Here is an 18,186-nt window from a genome sequence, read left to right as displayed (position 1 = left end):
GTTTCCGGAAATGTTTTTCCTAAATGTGAATGGAGGAAGAAAAATGGATACAAAGAAAAGACCAATCATTATTGATACGGACCCAGGAATTGATGATGCTGTAGCTTTAGCGATTGCACTGAATCATCCTAACCTAGAAGTTCGCTTAATAACGACGGTTGCAGGGAATGTAGATGTAGAAAAAACAACAAATAATGCCTTGAAACTTGTCGATTTTTTTGGGAAAAAGGTTCCTGTAGCCAAGGGGTGTAATTGTCCGTTACTTATTCAATTGGAAGATTCTGCTGAGATTCATGGGGAGACTGGCATGGATGGCTTTGAGTTTCCGCAACCTATCTCTACGTGTTTAGATATTCATGCAGTGGAAGCTATGCGAAAAGAAATTCTGTCTAGTGATGTTCCTTTGACCATTGTTCCAATTGCTGCATTAACGAATATTGCTTTGTTACTGACCCTCTATCCAGAAGTCAAAGAAAATATTGCAGAAATCGTTATGATGGGTGGCTCATTAGCAAGGGGAAATACAAATACAAGTGCTGAATTTAATACGTATGTCGATCCACACGCTGCACAAATTGTTTTCCAATCAGGTGTCCCGTTAACAATGGTAGGATTAGATGTTACAAGTCAAGCTGTGTTAACGAATCATGAAGTAACAGCCATCAGAGCGCTTGGCAGAGTGGGGGAAATGTTTTATGGTCTTTTCCGTCATTATAGAGGCGGCAGTTTAACTACAGGTTTGAAAATGCATGATGTCTGTGCGATTGCCTATTTAACTTCACCAGAATTATTTGAGACAACTGAAACGTTCATTGAAGTTGCTTTGGAAGGTCCAGCTGCGGGAGCTACTGTTGCGGATTTAAAAATGAAGTATCATAAAAACACGAATGCCGTTGCCTGTATAGATGTAAATGTTGAAGCTTTTCAAAAATGGGTTGTCGAAAAAATGAAAGCGGTTAATTAACTGAAGGAGGATAAGTATGATTGAAAGTTTATTGGTATTGGTCGTTTTAGTTGTTGTAGCCTATTTGATTGTAAAAAATTATCATCCCGCACTCAGCTTAATTATTGGTGCGCTTGTTCTACTTGCATGTGCATGGATGTTAGGACATCCCATTTATCCTGCAGGAGAAGGAACCGGTTTTGGATTATTTGATATTTTCTTGAAGTTTAAAGATACAATTATTGCACAAGTGAGTTCAGCAGGAATTGTAATTATGATTCTTTTTGGTTATTCAGGCTATATGAATGCAATCGGGGCCAATCAGATGGCTGTCAACTTTTTGGTGAAACCATTAATGAAGATTAAACGTAAATCGTTATTTGTCCCTGTGGTCTTTTTGATTGGAAATTTAATGTCACTAGTAGTTCCTAGTGCATCAAGCTTAGCGATTATTTTAATGTCTATATTATATCCGATGCTAGCCAGCATGGGGATTTCGTCATTAACTGCTGCAGGTGTGATTGCAATGACGGCAACTATCATGCCAACACCTTTAGGCGCGGATAACGTAATCGCCGCAAATACCCTTGGTTATGATGTGTTAAATTATGTTGTATGGAATGCCAAAATTTCGCTGCCATCGTTATTAATCATTGCGGTTGCACAGTACTTCTGGCAAAAATACTGCGATAAAAAAGAAGGTGAGGCTGCCTATGTCTCATTAAATGAAGAAGGCTTAAGCAAACAAAAAGAATTTGATGTTCCTAAATTTTATGCAATATTGCCAATATTACCGCTATTATTAATTGTTGGAGTGGGAATCGCAGGAATGTTTATTAAAGGAATAACGATGGATATTTTTGTTCTTACATTTATTTCTTTCTTCATCGCTGTATTGGTTGAGACGCTTCGCTTGAAATCTTTTAAAAAGGTTCAAGATACGGCTGTCGAGATGTTTAAAGGAATGGGGCAAGGGTTTAGTCAAGTTGTGATGCTTGTCGTAGGCGGTTCATTATTCACGTCTGCGATTCAAACGTTAGGAATTATTGATAGTATTATGGCATCTGTCGAAGCGTCAAGTTCAGCAGGAATTGTCACGACCTTAATTTTCAGCGGTGCAACGACCCTTTTTGGAATTTTAAGCGGTGGTGGTCTGGCAATGTTTTATGCGGTTATCGAACTAATCCCTGGGATTGCCGAAAAAGCAGGGATTGATGGTATTTTAATTTCCTTGCCAATGCAGATGATCGCGAATTTAACTAGAACGATTTCTCCTGTAGCAGCAGTTGTCATGATTGTCGCATCAACAGTAGGAGTTAGTCCCATCAGAATTTTAAAACGGACGAGTGTACCGACCATCATTGGCATTATTAGTGTGATTGTCTTGTCGATTCTATTGTTACCTTATTAAGAGAATAAACAATGAAAATTAGAGTGGCTGATGAGAAAGAGTTACCGATGATTCTTCAATTTTTAACAGAAGTAAAGGCATATATGGATGTTGTGGGCATTACACAGTGGACAAAGGACTATCCTTCTCAAGGAGATATCCAAGAAGACATTACAAAAAAACAATTATATTTGCTAGTGCACGAAGAAATGATTTTTTCAATGGCAACGTTATGTATGGAGCAGGAACAAGACTTTGTTTGGTTAAAGCGCTTTGCAACTTCGCCTAATTATATTGCCAAGGGTTATGGCAGTTTGTTGTTCCATGAATTGGAGAAACGAGCAGTCTGGGAAGGAAGACGTAAAATGTATGCTCAAACTAATCATACAAACCATAGAATGATTCGATTTTTCGAAAGTAAAGGGTTCACAAAAATTCATGAATCTTTACAAATGAATCGCTTAGACTTTGGCTCTTTTTATTTATACGTTAAAGAATTGGAGAACTAATCCATCGTTTAAAATAAGAAAACAGGGAGCGTGGGACAAAAATCACTTTGGATTTTTGCTCCACGCTCAAAAACTGATAAACGGCGGGAACAAAAGCAACTCCTTCGGAAATAAGCCGAAATTCTCCAAAAATTAAAGAACAATTTTCGGAAATTCCTTCTTATTTCTCGGAGTTAAACGCTTCTATCCCGACCTCCTGTTATTTTCCAAGGAAATAGTCAACTTAATTATACAAATAAAACACAAACACATTCGGGAACAGCAACATCTTTTTGAATCATTTCTAATAAGCCTGTTTCTTGGTTCCGACGATAAAGTGTTAAGTTATCAGAGTCTTGATTAGCGACAACGATGAAATCTTCAGAAGGATCTAAATCGAAATCTCTCGGAATATCGCCTTCTGTTGAAATTAATTGAATTCGTTCAATCGCTTCGCCATTTTCTGAAACAGCATAGACAGCAATTGAGTTATGGCCACGGTTTGAAGCATAAAGGAAACGGCCATCAGAAGAAATACGAATCGCAGCACCACCATTAAACGCATCATAATCAGCAGGTAAAGTAGAAACTTTTTGTAATTCAGTGAAAGAACCATCTGTTTCATCATATGAAAGAACTGAAACAGTGCTATCTAATTCACCAAATAAATAAGCCAATGATTTTGTTGGATGGAACACTAAATGACGTGGACCAGTCCCTGGCTCAGTCACGAATTGAGCGATTTCAGAAAGCTTTCCATCTAAGCTAACATTATACGTATACACACGATCGGTTCCTAGATCACAGACGACTAAGCGTTGATCAGGCGTCAAATCTGTGTAATGAACATGGGCATTGTTTTGGTTTTCATGAGGACCAGTTGGCTCTGTATGAATCACTTTGTCAGCATCTTCCAAAGAACCATCTTCTAAGATACGATACACGTGAACGATACCTTGGTGATAATTTGCTGCATAGACAAGTTGTCGGTTTTCGTCAACAGCTACATAACATGGCGGCGCACCTTCCTCAGTTACTTTATTCAATAAGTTAAAATGGTCCATTTCTGGTTGATAAGCGGCAGTGCCACCTTCACCGTCAACACTAGTGACGCTAAAAAGTTCGCCCTTTTGACTCAGAGCAAGATAGGTAGGACTCGTTTCTTCTAACAAAAGTGTCGCTTCTGTTAAACGACCTTGTGTCGTATCTAATGCAATTTTATAAATGCCTTGGCTGGCTCTTCGAGTATAGGTACCTAGTAAAATTTGTTCTAACATCACAATTCCTCCAATTTGTTTCAACACAATCACTTTTTATGAAAGTGCTTTTATATAATGTAGTATACCATAAGAAGTCTAAGAACAATAAAACTTTCTATCTGAGATGTTCGCATTTTAAAGTGGTTTGTGCTATTATGATGAGAGACTGTGATGACAGTCATTTTTTGATTTTTAGAGGGGTGACGAACATGTACGACAATACGGATAATAACGGGACCGTTCGTTGTTCATTTTGTGGGAAAACACAAGAAGAAGTAAAAAAAATTGTTGCTGGTCCGGGTGTCTATATTTGTAATGAATGTATTGATCTATGTAAAGAGATTATTGATGAAGAATTTTATGATGAAGCAGTCCGAGAATTAACGGATGTGCCAAAACCCCAAGAAATTTTAAATGTTTTAAATGAATATGTTATTGGACAAGAACGTGCAAAACGCACACTTTCTGTTGCTGTTTACAATCACTATAAACGTGTGAATCAATCAGAAACAGCTGCAACTCAAGATGACGTTGAATTGCAAAAAAGTAACATTTGTTTAATTGGACCAACAGGTTCAGGTAAAACTTTCTTGGCTCAAACGTTAGCAAAAACATTAAATGTACCTTTTGCAATCGCTGATGCGACCAGTTTAACAGAAGCAGGTTATGTAGGGGAAGATGTTGAAAACATCCTTTTAAAATTACTACAATCTGCTGACTATAATGTTGAACGTGCGGAAAAGGGCATTATCTATATTGATGAGATTGATAAAATTGCCCGTAAGAGTGAAAATGTTTCGATTACTCGAGATGTTTCAGGTGAGGGTGTTCAACAAGCCTTACTAAAAATTCTTGAAGGAACAGTTGCAAGTGTACCACCACAAGGGGGCCGCAAACATCCACATCAAGAATTTATCCAAATTGACACAACGAATGTTCTCTTCATCGTTGGTGGAGCGTTTGATGGAATTGAAACCATTGTTAAAAACCGCTTAGGCGAAAAAACTATTGGTTTTGGTAAAACTAATTCTGCTTTAAATGAAGAAGAAAGCATCATGCAACATATTATTCCAGAAGATTTATTGAAATTTGGTTTAATTCCAGAATTTATTGGACGCTTACCTGTAATGGCTGCGCTTGATAAATTAACGAATGATGATTTGGTTCGAATTTTAACAGAACCGAAGAATGCCTTGGTGAAACAATATCAAAAATTATTGTCTCTTGATGACACTAAATTAGAATTTGAACCAGAAGCATTAAAAGCCATCGCAGCCAAAGCCATTGAACGTAATACTGGCGCACGGGGACTTCGTTCAATCATTGAAGAAATTATGATGGACGTAATGTTTGATGTTCCTTCAGATGAAAGCATTGAAAAAGTTATCATTACTAAAATGGCCGCTGAAGGTACCGGTAAACCAACAATTATTTATAACAAAAAAGATAAAGAAGCTGTATAAGATTGAAGCTGAAAACAGCTCTTTCGGCGGATCTCCGAAAGAGCTGTTTTTGTTAAGCTTTTGAATGAAAGACTGAATAGAAGAACGGAGGAAAACAATGAACGTACATAATGCAGAAATCGTGATTAGTGCGGTATCCCCTAAACAATATCCTGAATCTCAATTACCAGAGATTGCTTTAGCTGGACGTTCGAACGTTGGGAAATCATCTTTTATTAATACCTTGATTAATCGTAAAAATTTAGCAAGAACTTCAGGCAAACCTGGTAAAACGCAAACGCTAAATTTTTATTTAATTGAGGATGCCTTACACTTTGTGGATGTTCCTGGCTATGGTTATGCCAAAGTTTCTAAAACAGAACGTGCGAAGTGGGGAAAAATGATTGAAACGTATATCACGCAACGTGAGCAATTACGTGCAGTCGTTTCTTTAATTGATTTACGTCATCCGCCGACCCAAGATGATATCCAAATGTATGAATTTTTGAAATACTATGATTTGCCAGTTATTATTGTGGCAACTAAGGCAGACAAAATTCCGCGGGGCAAATGGAACAAACACGAGAGTGTCATCAAAAAAGCCTTGAATTTTGATAAACAAGATGACTTTATTATTTTCTCTTCTGAAACAAAAGAAGGAAAAGAAGCAGCTTGGACAGCAATTGAAAAATTTCTATAGAAAAAAACAAGCAAAATTACTCTTTTGCTTGTTTTTTTGCTTCTTCTTTTTTTGCTTCTTGTCGTTGTTTTGCCAGTTCTTCAAGAGGTACTTCTTTCTTTAATGGATCAACGGCGAAAGAATCGAAGAGTTTATCTAAGTCATTAGAACGTTCAAATTTTAATCCCATTTACTAAGCCTCCATTCCTTTTTTTTATAGTGTAGCACGTTTTTTTTCATTTGGATAGCAACAGAAATGTAAGAATTCGTCATAGGTGCACCTGGTGTAATTTCTCGTAACTAAGACTTGCCAAACATGAAAAAACAAGCTATTCTTTAGTAAGAATTAGTTAGAAAGAAGGCACTTTATGAAAAATCCGTTAATCGGCGGTGTTCGTTTTTATCAACGATTTATTTCTCCAGGATTGCCTGCACGTTGTCGCTATTACCCAACGTGTTCACAATATATGATTGATGCAATTCATACACATGGAAGTGTCAAAGGAACAACGATGGGGGTAGCACGGATTTTACGATGTCATCCTTTTGTTAAAGGCGGCATTGACTATGTTCCGTTGAAATTTCGCTTGACGAAAAATCCTGATGAGACCTATCATGGACCGTATACGTATCGAAGAAATAAGAAAACAGAAGTAGAAAAGGATGGATAAATATGGCAATTTTAGCATTTGATCTTGGCGGTTCTTCCGTGAAATACGGCGTTTGGACAGGCAAAGAATTAACAAATCAAGGGAGCTTTCCAACACCTGGCTCTTGGGAAGAAATGAAAGCGCATTTATATTCGGTTTATGCAGACAAAAGAAATGAGTCGATTAGTGGTGTTGCTTTTAGTTCACCTGGAGTAGTTGACGAAAAAAGTCAACAGATTTTAGGGATTTCCGCCATTCCATATATTCATCATTTTAACATTTATGAAGAATTAGAAGCGTTGTTTGGCTTACCAGTGACTATCGAAAATGATGCGAATTGTGCTGGTTTAGCTGAGATATATGAAGGCGCAGCGAAAGGGAAAAAAGAAGTGCTTTTTGTCGTTATTGGGACAGGAATTGGCGGAGCGATTTTTCGCAATGGTGAATTGTACAAAGGCGCTCATTTATATGGAGGCGAGTTTGGACTGAACTTTTTAAGTAATGGCCAAACATTCAGTGAAATTGGCACAGCTGTCAAAATGGCTCAGCGCTATTGTGAACGAATTGGAGTCGAAAAACAGGCGGTGACAGGAGAAGAAGTTTTTGAACTGGCACAACGAGGGGATGAGATTGCTCGCGAAGAAGTCAATAATTTTTATGATTATTTAACACAAGGATTATTCGGCTTACAGTTTTCTTATGATCCTGAAATGATTGTACTCGGAGGCGGTGTTTCTGCTAAAGAAGGCTTATTAGCAGAGATTAATCGCCGGATGCTAACGCATTTACAGACCTTTGAATTAAAAGATTTTGTTCCAGAAATCGTGACCTGCCATTATCAAAATGATGCCAACTTGATTGGCGCAGCCGCCAACTTTCAAGCAAAAACGAATTGGGAACTATAAAGAAACAGCCGATTGTTATTCTCTTCAATCGGCTGTTTCTTTATTTATTTGCCTTGTCGTCAGTGTTTTCTTCTGCAGCAATCCGCGCTTGAACTTGTTGGCGTAAAGTTTCTAGTTCTTTTTCTTTCTTTTCTAATTCAGCTAAATCTTCAGAAATTTCATGGGCTTCTTCTGCTGGCTTAGGTTGTAAAAAGACGTTTAAACCAATCGCTATAAAGGTCCCAATGAATGTATCCAACACACGTTCCATTGCATATTGAAAGGAATCGCTTTGCGGAATACTTAAAGAAATCATTAAAAGTGTCGCAGTTGCAGAAATGATCCCAGCATTGTTATTAATCCCATCAGAAACAACGATGACGATAATGACTAAAAGTGGTAGTAGCAGTAATTCTACTAAGTGTTGGTTAGGAAAATAATCTTGTGCTAATACATAAAGCAAAGCTAAAAAGCCACCCAATGTGTTTCCAATAATGCGCGATTTTCCAAAAGACAAACTGGTATTTAAATCTTGTCTTAATGAAAAAACAGCTGCTAAACAGGCAATCATAGGTGAGCCACGATGGAAAAATTGAAATAAAAGAATACACAGCATGACAGCAATTGCTGTTTTTAACGTTCGCATGCCTAAACGAAATCGACCCACTATCATAAATATTCGCTCCTAAATAACTTTTCTCTTTAATGATAACCGAAATAGAGGTAAAATTACTAGAGAAAAGTGAAGAATTATTATTTTTTAAGGGGAGTATGCATGAAAATTGGTTTACGAACAGTCAAGACAGCCATTAGCGCTGCATTAGCAATGATTATTGCGGAAAAACTGGGATTACTTTATGCCCCTTCGGCAGGGATTATTTCAGTTTTAAGTGTTACTAGCACGAAAAAAACATCTGTCATGACAGGAATTTATCGTTTGTTATCCTTAGCTTTAGCAACTATTTTAGCGTATATTTGTTTTACTTTTTTGGGTTTTACAGCGATTGCTTTTGGTATTTTTTTGTTATTATTTATTCCAGCAGCTGTGTATTTTCAATTATCTGATGGGATTGTTGTGAGTTCCGTTTTGGTAACTCATTATTTAGTCGAAAAAAATCTTTCTTGGGCGATTATTGGAAATGAATTTTTATTAATGAGTATTGGTGTGGGACTAGCGTTATTAGCTAATTCTTATATGCCTGATACAGAAAAACGTTTAAGAGAAGACCAAGAAGTCATTGAAACAATGTTTCGTAAAATTTTAAGGGAAATGGCGCTACATTTAAACAACGCTGCAGGAGAGCGAAATTTGGTCATGCATTGTGCAGATTTAAAAACCTTTATTCGCACAGGCGAGACGTGGGCCAAAAATCATGCCGAGAATCAATTGCTGTCTACCAATACGTATTATTTAGAGTACTTTGCGATGAGAAAAATGCAAAGTAATATTCTAAAAAACATGTTGGAATTATTAGAAGATATTACTGTTGATGCGCAACAAGTTCGCTATATTCAACAATTATTGGAATATACGGCAGAAACATTTGCAGAGAATAATGATGGACAAGAAATTATGAATCGAATTAAGACCGTTTATGAAACCTATCGCACAAAACCATTGCCGCAAACAAGAAGTGAATTTGAAAATCGGGCGCGACTCTTTCAGTTTTTACAATTGTTTCAGTCATTCATTCAAGTCAAAGCGGACTTTGCCAAATTACAACTAGATAAATAAACAAAAAAGAAACCTTTTTAAACGGAGGTTTCTTTTTTTGTTCTCTTAAAAATTCAGGCAAGTTCTTTAGTATTCATTGAGAATGTGTTAAACTAATGAGAAAGAAAAATAAAAGGAATGACAGCAATGGATAATGCTCAAGTGAAGAGAAAACATTTCCGTTTTCCAGCATATGATGATGAACAGGGCGTAAAATTACCAACAGATAATGAACGTAACTTATTTCAAGATGATCTGATTGGTAAAACAATGTCTGGTAGCAGAAGAACTGCAACATCTGCCGAAGATACTAGACAAAGCACACCATCCGTCCAACAACCAACAACGAATCAATCAACTACAAATAAACAAACACAACAATTAACGGCAGCACAACAAGAGCAATTAGCACGTCATCGTTCTAATTTGCCAGACTACACAAAACATGCTAGTAAAGCAACGAAAAATAAACAAGCAACGAAAAAAAATAATAGCCTTTTTGGGACGCCAAAAGGAAATGGCTGGACACAAACGTATAAAAAAAAAGAAGTCGTAGCGAAACCAAGTAGACCTGCCGCATCACCATTAGTGCAGAAAACGACACCTTCTTATTTTGTTCCTAAATATATCCCGGCTTCTGTGATTCCTGAGGAACAGGAACCTAGTTTTACTGAAGAAGAGTTGCTAAAAGCAATGAAAAAAGATCGGCGTTCATATGTCATTCTTGATGATGAACCAACGGCTTTTCAAGTGAAAGATACGGAAGAAGATCCAACGGTGCGGAAGTTTAATATTCCAACTTCAGAACCTGAGATTCCTTTAACTAGACGACAATATCAACAAATCAAACCAGACTTAGAACGTTTTGGCGAAGATGCGTTGGATTTACGTTCGCGTTCCCGTTTGAATGCCGCAAAGAAAAATGCTAAAAGTCAAACTGCTTATGGGAAAAAATTAGCTAAAGCGAATGCTCAAGTAGAGCCTGAAGCACCTGTGACAGAAGAGAAGAAAAAGGGCATCTTGGATAAACCATTAAGCGGGATGCTAGAAGATTCAAGTTCTGTATTAGAAAACAGTAAATATTTTAGTTAAGAGATGAAACTTGCATGTGGAATTGAAACATGTAAGTTTTTTATTCTGTTTTAATAGTTGATTATTTTTTTGTTTTATACGATAATGAATCTCGTATGATTGAATTTTTTTAAAAAAGGTATGTTTTATATAGTGACAGAGAAGAGGATTATAATGGGAAATCAAGAGAACAAATTATACCATTTTGTCGGAATTAAAGGTTCTGGCATGAGCTCATTAGCGTTGGTCTTACACCAAAAAGGCTACAACGTTCAAGGATCAGACGTAGAAGAGTATTTCTTTACACAACGGGATCTTGAAAAATCAGGTGTCCCTATTTTACCATTTAATGCAGATAATATTGATAAAGACATGATTGTTATTGCTGGAAATGCTTTTCCAGATACCCATGAGGAAATCGCCCGCGCCATCGAATTAGGCGCAGAAGTAATTCGTTACCACGATTTCATTGCTCGTTTTATCGAACCGTACACAAGCATTGCTGTAACAGGGTCACATGGGAAAACAAGTACGACTGGTTTGCTAGCACATGTATTAAGTGGTATCAATCCAACTAGTTATTTAATAGGGGATGGCACTGGCCACGGCGAACCAGATGCTGATTTCTTTGCATTTGAAGCGTGTGAATATCGCCGTCATTTCTTGGCTTATTCACCAGATTATGCGATTATGACGAATATCGATTTTGATCATCCAGATTACTACAAGAGCATTGAGGACGTTTTTTCAGCGTTCCAAACAATGGCTCATCAAGTCAAAAAAGGAATTTTTGCTTATGGTGATGATAAGTATCTTCGCCAGTTAGAATCAGAAGTGCCAGTTTATTATTATGGCGTCAGCGAAGAGGATGATATCCAAGCCCGAAATATTCAACGAACAACGGAAGGCTCATCTTTTGATGTTTATCACAAGGCTGATTTTGTAGGTCATTTTGTCTTACCAGCATTTGGCCATCACAATATCATGAATGCGCTAGGTGTGATTGCTGTGGCTTATTTTGAAAAACTTGATATGCAAAAAGTCGCAGAAGAAATGCTAAGTTTTAAAGGTGTAAAACGTCGTTTTAGCGAGAAAAAAGTCAGTGACATGATTATTGTTGATGATTATGCGCACCATCCAGCTGAAATTAAAGCAACGATTGATGGCGCCCGCCAAAAATATCCTGACAAAGAAATTATTGCTGTCTTCCAGCCACATACATTTACACGAACAATTGCCTTAATGGATGAATTTGCTGAAGCACTGGATTTGGCAGATGAAGTATTCTTATGTAATATTTTTGGCTCTGCGCGTGAAACACAAGGCGAGGTACGCATTGAAGATTTAGGCGAAAAAATTCAAAAAGGTGGACAAGTAATTACCGAAGATAATGTGTCGCCTTTACTAGATTTTGAAAATGCAGTGGTGGTCTTTATGGGTGCTGGCGACGTTCAGAAATTTGAACAAGCCTACGAAACATTACTAAGTAACACAACTAGAAACGTTTTATAAGAGAACATAAACAAAATCGGGACAGGGGTATCTGGCTTCAAAAAATAAGAAGCTGCTCCTGTTCCGTTGTTTATTTTTAAAATCTAGCATGGCAGATAAGTTGGTTTTGTTTAAACATCCTTTAAGGACTACTTTTTAGCTTGCCTTTTAAGTACATTTTGGTACAATTATCTTATCAATAACGGAGGTGTACTAATTTGAATATCGGAAAACCGAGAAAATTAGGCAAAACCATCGAAGATATCGAAGAGGGAGATTCGTTGTCCTTGACAGAGTCAATTGAAGACAAGGACTTATTACTTTACTTGGGCTTGACCAATGATGCGAATCCTTTATATATCCAACATGATTATGCCCAAAAAACAGAATATGAAAAACCAATCGTACCATCAATTATGCTGATGGGAATTATCACTAGTGCGATTTCAAAACATTTACCAGGACCAGGTTCACATGTTGTGAATTTCTCTGTTAACTTTGTGGAACCCGTTTTTCATTACGAAACATTGACTTTCCAATTAGAAGTAATCAAAGTCGACAAAATGAAAGATGTGATTACCATTTCAGTTGAGGCTGTTAATGAGCAAGAAAATCGCGTGTTAGATGCAGTGGTGATGGTTCAACCACCCCAAGTGACGATTGATGAACTAACAGAGAAAGAAGGGACTTTAACTTATGAATAATCAAGAGTATATCCAAACTGGCACAGGTTTGAATAAATTTTATGCCAAAATTTACGGATTTTTAGCGTTAGGAATTGGTATTAGCGCAATCATGGCTTATGCAATGACAACTGTCTTTTTACCTGTTCTAGCTACTTTATTCCAATCAAGCTTAGCTTTTTGGATGATTTGGCTTGTTGAAATTGGCTTAGTTTTATATCTAGGCGCAAAAGCACAGAAGAATCCAACCATTGCGATTGCAGGATTTGTTGCGTATGCATTATTAAATGGTGTCACTTTATCCGTGACGTTATTAATGTATACTGGTGGAACAGTGGCCGGCGCATTTTTAAGTGCAGCAGCTACCTTTGGCGCAATGTCATTAGTAGGTGTCTTTACGAAGAAAGACCTATCAGCAGTTGGTCATGCCGCTTATAGTGCCTTAATCGGAATCATCATTGCGATGTTGCTAAATATGTTCCTTTTACACAGTAGTGCTGTAGAATTCTTTATTTCCATTTTAATGGTCCTAATTTTCTCAGGGATTACTGCTTATGATAACCAACGTATACGCCAAGTCTATGCGCAAACAGGTGATCAAGCAGGTACTGGGATGGCCGTTTTCTTCGCATTACAATTATACCTTGACTTCATCAACTTATTCTTAGCTTTCTTAAGAATTTTTGGTAAAAACAACTAACATGAACGCAAAAGAGCCAATCTGCTCAGCAGATTGGCTCTTTTTTTAACCCATTCCAATAGCGAAATTCAACAGTTTATCGGAGTATGTTGGATTTTCTAAATCGGTTTTCATTGTTTCGTTCAGTAGACTGAGCTGATCGGTAATGATGCCATCGACGCCATAAAAAATCATTCGCGTCATAACATCTTCATCATTTGCTGTCCAAGCATAAACCTTTTTCCCATCATGATGAGCGGCATTTACAAAGTTACGATTCATTGTACTGTATTCCATAGTAAAAAAGTCAACTGGCATTTTAGGTGGTCCCACAATGTTAAAAGGAATAACGTAGCCTACATAAAAGCGTGGTTCTTCTTTCTTTAAGGCCATCGCCGTATCATAGGTTAAGGTATGAAGGATATGGCCGTTTTCTAAAATATTTTCACGGTATTGTTTGACAAAGCGCTGTACTAAATCAGGGCTATCTTGAGGCGTGGTTTTGATTTCAATTAATAAACGTTGTTTTAATTGATTGGCTTTGGCTAAATAATCATCGAAAGAAACCATTTTAGCAGTTTGACCATTTTCTGTGACATTCATATTCGTTAATTCTTTAAGTGTTAATTGATTCGGTCGTTTATTAACGCCCGTTAACGCCCGTAAATTAAAATCGTGCATGACAATAAATTGATGGTCTTTGGTTTCTTGAATATCCATTTCAACATAATCAGGTTTTGCCTTATTGGTCTCGATTAAAGAATCCAAGGTGTTTTGAACGCCATTGTTACCATTAACACCACGATGGGAGATGGTAACCGGTTTTCGGTCAGGTGTATGACTTAGGTAATTCGTATTATAGGTGCCTACACCAATTCCGAAGATGATTGCAATCAAACAAAAAAGAACGACTCTGAAGGTGGTCCATTCTACCCGAACCTCTGATTTCGGGGTGAACCATTCTGGCGTGTCAGGCAAAATCCCTTCATCCTCCATATCATCAACAATAATGTAAAAAATAGCAACACTAGACAACACCAAGTTTAAGAGCATCATAACCTGAAGGAGCGTCATAGCGATGACAGCGCTAGGTAAAGACCACTCAGGTTTAAACGTTTCGACGGCGGTTTGACCTAAAAATATCAAGAAATAGCCAGCCGTAAAAATCCCTAAAACAGTTCCACCAATGATAATAAATTGTCCTAAAATCTGGAAAAAGCGTCGCTTTGTAATTTGCCAACTACGTTTTAAAGACTCACGAAAACCAACATCACGTAAAATCAACTCTGGAAGGGCAAAAGCAAGTCGAATCGCTAAATATAAGATAATCAGTTCTAACAATACGAAACCAATAATAATAATGACGCGATTTGCAAAAATAAAATCTAAGATAAAGGCTGGAATCTTAACTCTTGTTAATAAATAAGAGCGGAAGGTTAACCCACTTAATGGTAAAATCAAAAAGAAATATGCCAGGAAAAACAGAAAGGTAATTCCTCGAACTTTTTTGATCTGAAGCAAGGTGCCGTGCAATAATTGCGTTAGAGTAATTGGTTGCTTTTTCTTAATAAAATAAACACTAAGCAATAAAAAGGTAAATTCAAAAAAGAGCGCTAGTAAAATTAACAGCCCAATTAGTAGAAAAGTCAAAAGGACATAGGGATGTTGCGTAGCAATTGCCCCTAAGTTATCGTAGGAAATATAATCAATCCCACCTTCTTTGAGTACCAATTTGGACAAACTTGTCAATAAAGGCAATAGAACGAATAACATAAATCCGTGCATCAAGAGCACATCGCGAAAATACGCCGTTGTCCCTTTAAGAAAATCTAGCGTATTCACAATACTATTTTTAAAATAACTAAACATCAAAAGTCCCCCAGTTTCTACCAAAATTCCATAATAAAAGGACTAAATCAAACTGACACAGGCAGAGTTTTGATTTAGTCCGTTCGCTTTTTTATTTATTTTACATTCCCAGTAAGCTAGTTAAAAATGTACCGCCATAAATTAACGCAAGACTATATAAATAGATAGAAGCAGGTTTTGCTAATAAAATAATCAGAGTAAATTTTTTCACAGACATTTTTGTTAAACCGGCCATTAAACAAAGCGCATCATCCGGTGCAATCGGGAAGAAAATTGCTAAAGCAAACAATCGTTCAAAACGTTTTTCATTGTCTAACCAACCGATATACTTGTTATATGTTTTATCACTGACAAGGCTCATAATGAATGGTTTCCCATAATTACGACCTAATAAGAAAATGATAATAGAGCCAAGTGCAATACCAACGTAATTATAGACGAAGCCCATTGTTGGCCCGAAAATCAAGACCCCTGCAGCACAGCTAACACCACCAGGAATAATCGGAATAACCACTTGAATAATCTGAATTAACATGAAAATAATCGGACCGAGAATGACAGATTGCCCTACTAGTCCTCTTAGTGCATTGATGTCCTTGAAGACACCTAATCGGATAAAATAGATGGTTGCAATTATGGTTGCAACAATGCCCAAAATGGAAATAATATTAACAATTTTTCTAGATAGGGTAACACTCACATTTCTCATCTCCTTTAGTTATACTCATCGTACTTTTAGTATATAACTTTTCATCAATAAAAAACATCGTTTGTTCTTTCTGCAAACGAACAAAGTTGTAAGATACGCATCATTTGATAAGTTTATTATACAAAAAAAGAGACAGAAAAGACATCCTACTTAAGACCCATTCTGCACTGATCTTTCGAAAGAGAGTAAAAGAAACGAAAGTGGCGCATCTTTTAGTAATATTATAGAGGGGCAAAGAGTGAAATTAAATTTGCATCCACGTCTTTAATGATTGCGTATCGTTGGCCCCAAGGTGCATTCCAAGGTTCTTTAAAAACAATGTAACCAGCTTGGCTCATTTTTTTCACGGTGTTATCAACTTCTGCGGCCGTTTCACAAAGAAAAGCAAGTTCGATTTTATCGCCTTGTTGGCTAGGCGCAAACCCATAGACACCAGTAATCATTTGTAGTGAATTTAAAGAAATCCTGACGCCATTGTTTTGTAATTCTGTGTAATCAGGCGAAGCTTCTCCCAGCACGTTAAAACCTAGTGTTTGGTAAAAAGAGAGTGCTTGTGTCATATCGTTGACGATAATACCGACCATATCTAACTTCATCCTCATAACCTCCGATCTATGATAAAATAAGTGTAAGGGATTTTTTGGTAAAAACCAAACGATTTATAGCGAAAGTGCTTAAAAAATTAAAATGTAACAGTTTACAACGAAGAATAAGAAGACTATAATTATGTTAACTAGTTTTAGGTATACCTAAAAGTGAAATGTGTGAACAAGATAGATTGAGGGATGTTGGATGAAAGAAAAGAAAACGGAAAAAATGCTTAATTATGCAAATGGACCTAGTTTAGAAGAGATAAATAATACCGTCGAGGTACCTAAAAACGCTAGCTTTTGGCGAACTTTGCTAGCCTATAGCGGACCTGGCGCTTTAGTGGCTGTTGGTTATATGGATCCAGGAAATTGGATTACGTCAATTGCTGGCGGAGCGGAATATAAGTACACGTTACTTAGTGTGATTTTACTTTCTAGTTTAGTTGCCATGTTACTACAAAGTATGGCTGCGCGCTTAGGAATCGTGACAGGAATGGATTTAGCCCAAGCGACTAGAGAGCATACAAGTAAACGAACGGGCGTTGCCTTGTGGGTGGTGACGGAGTTAGCCATAATGGCAACAGATATCGCTGAGGTAATTGGTGGTGCCGTTGCTTTGCAATTATTATTTGGTTTTCCATTATTAATTGGTGTGTTGATAACAACGTTTGATGTTTTATTACTTTTGCTACTGACAAAGTTAGGCTTTCGCAAAATCGAAGCAATTGTTTCTTGTTTAATTGCAGTCATCTTTTTTGTTTTTGCTTATGAAGTGGCATTAGCAGATCCAAATGTTGGTGAAGTATTACGAGGTTTTATTCCAGACACAAAAATAGCGACAGATAAATCCATGTTATTTTTAGCCTTGGGAATCGTTGGAGCGACAGTCATGCCTCATAACTTATATTTGCATTCTTCCATTGCTCAAGCACGGAAATTTGATCGTAACGATGATGCTGAGAAAGCCAAAGCAATTCGTTTCACTACTTGGGATTCAAATATTCAATTAACTGTCGCTTTTGTCGTAAATTGTTTGTTGTTAATTTTAGGAGGAGCATTATTTTATGGAACCAACAGTGAATTAGGTAAATTTGTTGATTTATTTGATGCTCTGAAAAATCCAGATATTGTTGGTAATATTGCTAGCCCAGTGTTAAGTATTCTTTTTGCAATTGCTTTACTGGCTTCGGGTCAAAATTCAACGATTACAGGTACGCTGTCAGGACAAATTGTAATGGAAGGCTTCATCCATTTAAAAATGCCGTTGTGGGCACGACGAGTGTTAACTCGTTTGTTAGCAATTGTGCCAGTCATTATCTGTGTCATTATTTATGGCGGTAGCGAAACGGCTGTTGAAGACTTGTTACTTTATACGCAAGTTTTCCTAAGTATTGCTTTGCCAGTGTCGATTATTCCTTTAACGATGTATACAAGTGATAAAAAATTAATGGGCCAATTTGCGAATCCAGCGTGGGTGAAATTTTTAGCTTGGATTATTGCTATTGCCTTGACGTTATTGAATTTATTTTTAATTTATGGCACATTAACTGGTTTAACGAATTAATAAAAACAAAGGCTGACTAGAAAAGTTGGCCTTTGTTTTTTCATAGAATTTGCGCGTAAGAAATGGTAGAATAGGAAAGAT

General features: G+C 37.0%; 19 protein-coding genes. 13 read left to right on the top strand and 6 right to left on the bottom strand.

The annotated features are described in order from the left end of the window. The first annotated feature begins 10 nt into the window (after positions 1 to 10). From rihC to IGL13_RS07840, 3 genes are read left to right on the top strand one after another with little or no spacing between them, the layout of a single operon-like run. A complete protein-coding gene (rihC, locus tag IGL13_RS07850; protein ID WP_002383111.1) occupies positions 11 to 964 on the top strand; it encodes a ribonucleoside hydrolase RihC in 954 nt (317 codons plus the stop codon). 16 nt (positions 965 to 980) lie between these two features. Further along, on the top strand, positions 981 to 2,354 hold the full coding sequence (gene dcuC, locus IGL13_RS07845) for a C4-dicarboxylate transporter DcuC (RefSeq protein WP_002360057.1): 1,374 nt from the start codon (positions 981 to 983) through the stop codon (positions 2,352 to 2,354). A gap of 11 nt (positions 2,355 to 2,365) precedes the next feature. Further along, entirely contained in the window at positions 2,366 to 2,842 is a 477-nt protein-coding gene (locus IGL13_RS07840) for a GNAT family N-acetyltransferase (protein WP_002374559.1), read from the top strand. 227 nt (positions 2,843 to 3,069) lie between these two features. Here IGL13_RS07840 and IGL13_RS07835 read toward each other — a convergent pair whose 3' ends face one another. After that, the gene (locus IGL13_RS07835) at positions 3,070 to 4,098 is read right to left on the bottom strand and encodes a lactonase family protein (protein ID WP_002357153.1); all 1,029 of its coding nucleotides are present in this window, start codon (positions 4,096 to 4,098) and stop codon (positions 3,070 to 3,072) included. 191 nt (positions 4,099 to 4,289) lie between these two features. Between IGL13_RS07835 and clpX the strand changes: the two genes are divergently transcribed. Both clpX and yihA read left to right on the top strand, forming a co-directional pair. Next, the gene (gene clpX / locus IGL13_RS07830; protein ID WP_002357154.1) at positions 4,290 to 5,543 is read left to right on the top strand and encodes an ATP-dependent Clp protease ATP-binding subunit ClpX; all 1,254 of its coding nucleotides are present in this window, start codon (positions 4,290 to 4,292) and stop codon (positions 5,541 to 5,543) included. 97 nt (positions 5,544 to 5,640) lie between these two features. Beyond that, positions 5,641 to 6,222 (top strand): ribosome biogenesis GTP-binding protein YihA/YsxC, encoded by a 582-nt coding sequence (gene yihA, locus IGL13_RS07825; protein WP_002357155.1) that lies wholly within the window; start codon positions 5,641 to 5,643, stop codon positions 6,220 to 6,222. Positions 6,223 to 6,238: 16 nt separating this feature from the next. Here yihA and IGL13_RS07820 read toward each other — a convergent pair whose 3' ends face one another. After that, positions 6,239 to 6,391: an SPJ_0845 family protein gene (locus tag IGL13_RS07820; RefSeq protein WP_002362024.1), complete on the bottom strand. Its 153-nt coding sequence runs from the start codon at positions 6,389 to 6,391 to the stop codon at positions 6,239 to 6,241. A 178-nt stretch (positions 6,392 to 6,569) separates the two neighbouring features. On the opposite strand from IGL13_RS07820, the gene yidD reads away from it, so the two are divergent. Together yidD and IGL13_RS07810 are read left to right on the top strand one after the other, a co-directional pair. Further along, a complete protein-coding gene (yidD, locus tag IGL13_RS07815) occupies positions 6,570 to 6,872 on the top strand; it encodes a membrane protein insertion efficiency factor YidD (protein WP_002357157.1) in 303 nt (100 codons plus the stop codon). A gap of 2 nt (positions 6,873 to 6,874) precedes the next feature. Beyond that, a complete protein-coding gene (locus tag IGL13_RS07810) occupies positions 6,875 to 7,756 on the top strand; it encodes an ROK family protein (RefSeq protein WP_002360061.1) in 882 nt (293 codons plus the stop codon). Positions 7,757 to 7,796: 40 nt separating this feature from the next. On the opposite strand, the gene IGL13_RS07805 is transcribed toward IGL13_RS07810, so the two are convergent. Then, positions 7,797 to 8,408: an FUSC family protein gene (locus IGL13_RS07805; protein ID WP_002374566.1), complete on the bottom strand. Its 612-nt coding sequence runs from the start codon at positions 8,406 to 8,408 to the stop codon at positions 7,797 to 7,799. Positions 8,409 to 8,510: 102 nt separating this feature from the next. Here IGL13_RS07805 and IGL13_RS07800 point away from each other — a divergent pair, with 102 nt between their 5' ends. The 5 genes from IGL13_RS07800 to IGL13_RS07780 all read left to right on the top strand — a co-directional run bounded on the left by IGL13_RS07800 (position 8,511) and on the right by IGL13_RS07780 (position 13,394). After that, entirely contained in the window at positions 8,511 to 9,470 is a 960-nt protein-coding gene (locus IGL13_RS07800; RefSeq protein ID WP_002360063.1) for an aromatic acid exporter family protein, read from the top strand. 117 nt (positions 9,471 to 9,587) lie between these two features. Then, positions 9,588 to 10,541, top strand: a complete 954-nt coding sequence (locus IGL13_RS07795) for a hypothetical protein (protein WP_002378420.1) — start codon at positions 9,588 to 9,590, stop codon at positions 10,539 to 10,541. A gap of 153 nt (positions 10,542 to 10,694) precedes the next feature. Further along, complete coding sequence (murC, locus tag IGL13_RS07790; protein ID WP_002360065.1) at positions 10,695 to 12,032, top strand: UDP-N-acetylmuramate--L-alanine ligase; 1,338 nt, start codon at positions 10,695 to 10,697, stop codon at positions 12,030 to 12,032. 197 nt (positions 12,033 to 12,229) lie between these two features. Next, the gene (locus IGL13_RS07785; RefSeq protein ID WP_002357164.1) at positions 12,230 to 12,715 is read left to right on the top strand and encodes a MaoC/PaaZ C-terminal domain-containing protein; all 486 of its coding nucleotides are present in this window, start codon (positions 12,230 to 12,232) and stop codon (positions 12,713 to 12,715) included. After that, positions 12,708 to 13,394, top strand: a complete 687-nt coding sequence (locus tag IGL13_RS07780) for a Bax inhibitor-1/YccA family protein (protein WP_002364139.1) — start codon at positions 12,708 to 12,710, stop codon at positions 13,392 to 13,394. Before IGL13_RS07785 ends, IGL13_RS07780 begins: the two co-directional genes overlap by 8 nt. Positions 13,395 to 13,439: 45 nt before the next feature. On the opposite strand, the gene IGL13_RS07775 is transcribed toward IGL13_RS07780, so the two are convergent. From IGL13_RS07775 to IGL13_RS07765, 3 genes are all read right to left on the bottom strand, one after another. Next, positions 13,440 to 15,242: a glycerophosphoryl diester phosphodiesterase membrane domain-containing protein gene (locus IGL13_RS07775; RefSeq protein WP_002364138.1), complete on the bottom strand. Its 1,803-nt coding sequence runs from the start codon at positions 15,240 to 15,242 to the stop codon at positions 13,440 to 13,442. 100 nt (positions 15,243 to 15,342) lie between these two features. Beyond that, on the bottom strand, positions 15,343 to 15,951 hold the full coding sequence (locus IGL13_RS07770) for a TVP38/TMEM64 family protein (protein WP_002383106.1): 609 nt from the start codon (positions 15,949 to 15,951) through the stop codon (positions 15,343 to 15,345). Positions 15,952 to 16,172: 221 nt separating this feature from the next. Further along, the gene (locus tag IGL13_RS07765) at positions 16,173 to 16,547 is read right to left on the bottom strand and encodes a VOC family protein (RefSeq protein ID WP_002381774.1); all 375 of its coding nucleotides are present in this window, start codon (positions 16,545 to 16,547) and stop codon (positions 16,173 to 16,175) included. Between the two features lie 196 nt (positions 16,548 to 16,743). Here IGL13_RS07765 and IGL13_RS07760 point away from each other — a divergent pair, with 196 nt between their 5' ends. Then, positions 16,744 to 18,105: an Nramp family divalent metal transporter gene (locus tag IGL13_RS07760; protein WP_002360069.1), complete on the top strand. Its 1,362-nt coding sequence runs from the start codon at positions 16,744 to 16,746 to the stop codon at positions 18,103 to 18,105. Positions 18,106 to 18,186: the final 81 nt, after the last annotated feature.

Source organism: Enterococcus sp. DIV1937 (assembly GCF_050535975.1).
Classification (GTDB): Bacteria; Bacillota; Bacilli; order Lactobacillales; family Enterococcaceae; genus Enterococcus; species Enterococcus faecalis.
The sequence above is the reverse complement of the archived record's forward strand: the minus strand, read 5'-3'. Positions and strand labels throughout refer to the sequence as shown.

Bases quoted from the DNA above. Each gene is read 5' to 3' on its own strand.
- rihC (WP_002383111.1), top strand. From the start codon at position 11: ATGTTTTTCCTAAATGTGAATGGAGGAAGAAAAATGGATACAAAGAAA.
- dcuC (WP_002360057.1), top strand. From the start codon at position 981: ATGATTGAAAGTTTATTGGTATTGGTCGTTTTAGTTGTTGTAGCCTAT.
- IGL13_RS07840 (WP_002374559.1), top strand. From the start codon at position 2,366: ATGAAAATTAGAGTGGCTGATGAGAAAGAGTTACCGATGATTCTTCAA.
- IGL13_RS07835 (WP_002357153.1), bottom strand. From the start codon at position 4,098: ATGTTAGAACAAATTTTACTAGGTACCTATACTCGAAGAGCCAGCCAA.
- clpX (WP_002357154.1), top strand. From the start codon at position 4,290: ATGTACGACAATACGGATAATAACGGGACCGTTCGTTGTTCATTTTGT.
- yihA (WP_002357155.1), top strand. From the start codon at position 5,641: ATGAACGTACATAATGCAGAAATCGTGATTAGTGCGGTATCCCCTAAA.
- IGL13_RS07820 (WP_002362024.1), bottom strand. From the start codon at position 6,391: ATGGGATTAAAATTTGAACGTTCTAATGACTTAGATAAACTCTTCGAT.
- yidD (WP_002357157.1), top strand. From the start codon at position 6,570: ATGAAAAATCCGTTAATCGGCGGTGTTCGTTTTTATCAACGATTTATT.
- IGL13_RS07810 (WP_002360061.1), top strand. From the start codon at position 6,875: ATGGCAATTTTAGCATTTGATCTTGGCGGTTCTTCCGTGAAATACGGC.
- IGL13_RS07805 (WP_002374566.1), bottom strand. From the start codon at position 8,408: ATGATAGTGGGTCGATTTCGTTTAGGCATGCGAACGTTAAAAACAGCA.
- IGL13_RS07800 (WP_002360063.1), top strand. From the start codon at position 8,511: ATGAAAATTGGTTTACGAACAGTCAAGACAGCCATTAGCGCTGCATTA.
- IGL13_RS07795 (WP_002378420.1), top strand. From the start codon at position 9,588: ATGACAGCAATGGATAATGCTCAAGTGAAGAGAAAACATTTCCGTTTT.
- murC (WP_002360065.1), top strand. From the start codon at position 10,695: ATGGGAAATCAAGAGAACAAATTATACCATTTTGTCGGAATTAAAGGT.
- IGL13_RS07780 (WP_002364139.1), top strand. From the start codon at position 12,708: ATGAATAATCAAGAGTATATCCAAACTGGCACAGGTTTGAATAAATTT.
- IGL13_RS07775 (WP_002364138.1), bottom strand. From the start codon at position 15,242: ATGTTTAGTTATTTTAAAAATAGTATTGTGAATACGCTAGATTTTCTT.
- IGL13_RS07770 (WP_002383106.1), bottom strand. From the start codon at position 15,951: ATGAGAAATGTGAGTGTTACCCTATCTAGAAAAATTGTTAATATTATT.
- IGL13_RS07765 (WP_002381774.1), bottom strand. From the start codon at position 16,547: ATGAAGTTAGATATGGTCGGTATTATCGTCAACGATATGACACAAGCA.
- IGL13_RS07760 (WP_002360069.1), top strand. From the start codon at position 16,744: ATGAAAGAAAAGAAAACGGAAAAAATGCTTAATTATGCAAATGGACCT.